The sequence below is a fragment of the Brevundimonas sp. genome, from assembly GCF_013823285.1.
Taxonomy (GTDB): domain Bacteria; phylum Pseudomonadota; class Alphaproteobacteria; order Caulobacterales; family Caulobacteraceae; genus Brevundimonas.
In genome coordinates, this window is record NZ_PNLV01000188.1 from 1 (window position 1) to 1,839 (window position 1,839).

General features: G+C 71.7%; 4 protein-coding genes. All 4 read right to left on the reverse strand.

Going from position 1 to position 1,839, the window contains the following annotated elements:
• Positions 1 to 214: 214 nt before the first annotated feature.
• The 4 genes from C0461_RS14270 to C0461_RS14285 all read right to left on the reverse strand — a co-directional run bounded on the left by C0461_RS14270 (position 215) and on the right by C0461_RS14285 (position 1,696).
• Positions 215 to 631, reverse strand: coding sequence for a phage major tail protein, TP901-1 family (locus C0461_RS14270; RefSeq protein ID WP_292107959.1), 417 nt, complete (start codon positions 629 to 631; stop codon positions 215 to 217).
• An 83-nt stretch (positions 632 to 714) separates the two neighbouring features.
• Complete coding sequence (locus C0461_RS14275) at positions 715 to 1,140, reverse strand: DUF3168 domain-containing protein (protein WP_292107960.1); 426 nt, start codon at positions 1,138 to 1,140, stop codon at positions 715 to 717.
• Positions 1,137 to 1,433, reverse strand: a complete 297-nt coding sequence (locus tag C0461_RS14280; protein ID WP_292107961.1) for a head-tail adaptor protein — start codon at positions 1,431 to 1,433, stop codon at positions 1,137 to 1,139. Before C0461_RS14280 ends, C0461_RS14275 begins: the two co-directional genes overlap by 4 nt.
• Positions 1,430 to 1,696, reverse strand: a complete 267-nt coding sequence (locus tag C0461_RS14285; RefSeq protein WP_292107962.1) for a head-tail connector protein — start codon at positions 1,694 to 1,696, stop codon at positions 1,430 to 1,432. Before C0461_RS14285 ends, C0461_RS14280 begins: the two co-directional genes overlap by 4 nt.
• Positions 1,697 to 1,839: the final 143 nt, after the last annotated feature.

Genomic DNA, 1,839 nt, shown 5'->3' on the forward strand with positions numbered 1-1,839 from the left:
ATCGGCCAGCACTTCCCCTCTGGCGGCATTGCTCTGTTTCATGGTCAGCTCCCTTGTCGCCTCTCCCCTTGCGGGAGAGGCCTGAGTCGCAGCTAGCCGCGCAGCGGATCGCTTCTTGCGACCAGGGTGAGGGGTTGATGACTCGCACCCGCGCCACCCCTCACCCTCCCGTCGCTGCGCGCCGGGCCCCTCCCTCTCCCGCAAGGGGAGAGGGTCAAGCCGCCTCGAACGTCACTTCGCCCGCGCTGGCCAGGCTCAGCGCAAAGCTGGCCTCGCCCTCGTGCTCCCCGGCGTATTCCAGCGCCGCCACCAGGAACGGCCCCTCCAACGTCCCGAAGTCCGGCACGATCAGCCGCCAGGTCCGCGCGCTCTGGTCGAAGAACGCCTCCCGGATCGCCGCGTCCGACGCCGCATCACGAAAGATCCCCTGCCCGCTCACCGCCGCCGAGCGCACCCCGGCGCCCGCCAGCAGTTCGCGCCAGCGCCCGGCGCTGTCCCCGTCGGTCACGTCCACCGTGCGCGCGTTCAGGGCGATGGTCCGCGCCCTCAGCCCCGCCACCGTCGTGAACCCTTCCGGCGCCCCGCCGTCGCCGATCTTCAGCAGTATGTCCTTGCCTGCCTGAGCACCCATGTCTTCATCTCCCTTGAAAGTGACGAGTGGTCAGTGGCGAGTGACGAGGTTCCCGCGCCGGGCCGGTCGATCCTCGCCACTCATCACGCGCCACTCGCCACTGCTTCGGTCACCGCCCGCACCCGCACCACCGCATGGCTGCGCCGTCCTTCCGGGCTTCCGAACACGTCTGCGAAGGTCACGCGCGGGTTCACCACCCGCACCCCCTCCGCCGCCAAATACGCCGTCAGATCCGCCTCATGCAGGGCCGCCCGGATCGCGGCGGACATCGCCCGCGCCTCCTCCAGCCCCTCGAACCGCGAATGGCCGGTCAGGGTCAGCACCTGCTCCACCCCGCCGCCGTCCGCCCGCACCGGCCGGCTCTCCACCCGGCTGACGGTCACATAGGGGAACACCCGTTTCGCCGGCTCCCCGTCCCAGATCCGCCCGCCTGTCAGCGCATCCAGCGCATCGTCGCCGCGCAGCCGCGCGATCAGCGCCGCCTGCAGCGCCGCTTCATGATTGATCATCGGTCCCGCTCCAGCATCAGGCGCGCCCTTCCCGGCGCCGCCTCGTCCACCAGGGCGATGCGCCAGTCCGCCCCGTCCCACCGCAGCAGCAGCCCCTCGGTCAGCCGCGCGTCGGCCCGGCATTCGGCGGTCAGGGTCAGGGCCTCCGCCACGCCCTCGCCGCCCGTGCGCACCCCGCGCCGCACCGGCGCCGGCGCGATCCAGACGAAGCCCAGCGGCTCGTAGCTCACCGCCCGTCCGCCCTGGGCCGTCACGCCCTCGACGCGCGCCAGCAGCTCGGCCAGCTTCCTCACAGCCGCACCTGTCGGTACGGCGCGATCCAGCCCTCCACAGGCGCAATGGGCATCTCGTTCTCGCCGCGCTCATAGGCCCGCAGCGTCAGCATCAGCACCGCCAGCCTCAGGGCCGCGGGCGAGGTGGAGGTCAGGGTCACCCCCGCCTCCCCCTCCACCCGCCTGCGGGCCGCATCGATCAACAGGGCGATCAGCGCGTCCTCCGCGTCATGGGTGACGCGCAGAAACGCCTTCGCCTCCGCCATGGAAACGGGTGCGGTCATGTTCAAATTCTCCGAAAGTTCCCCTCTCCCCTTGCGGGAGAGGGAGGGGCCCGACCGCGCAGCGGGCGGGAGGGTGAGGGGTCGCGCAGACATCGCCGCCGTGGCACGCTCCGCCCCATGGCCGATCGCCAGACGCTGCATAA

Coding starts and splice junctions, on each gene's coding strand:
- C0461_RS14270 (WP_292107959.1), bottom strand. CDS start 631: ATGGGTGCTCAGGCAGGCAAGGACATACTGCTGAAGATCGGCGACGGC.
- C0461_RS14285 (WP_292107962.1), bottom strand. CDS start 1,696: ATGACCGCACCCGTTTCCATGGCGGAGGCGAAGGCGTTTCTGCGCGTC.
- C0461_RS14275 (WP_292107960.1), bottom strand. CDS start 1,140: ATGATCAATCATGAAGCGGCGCTGCAGGCGGCGCTGATCGCGCGGCTG.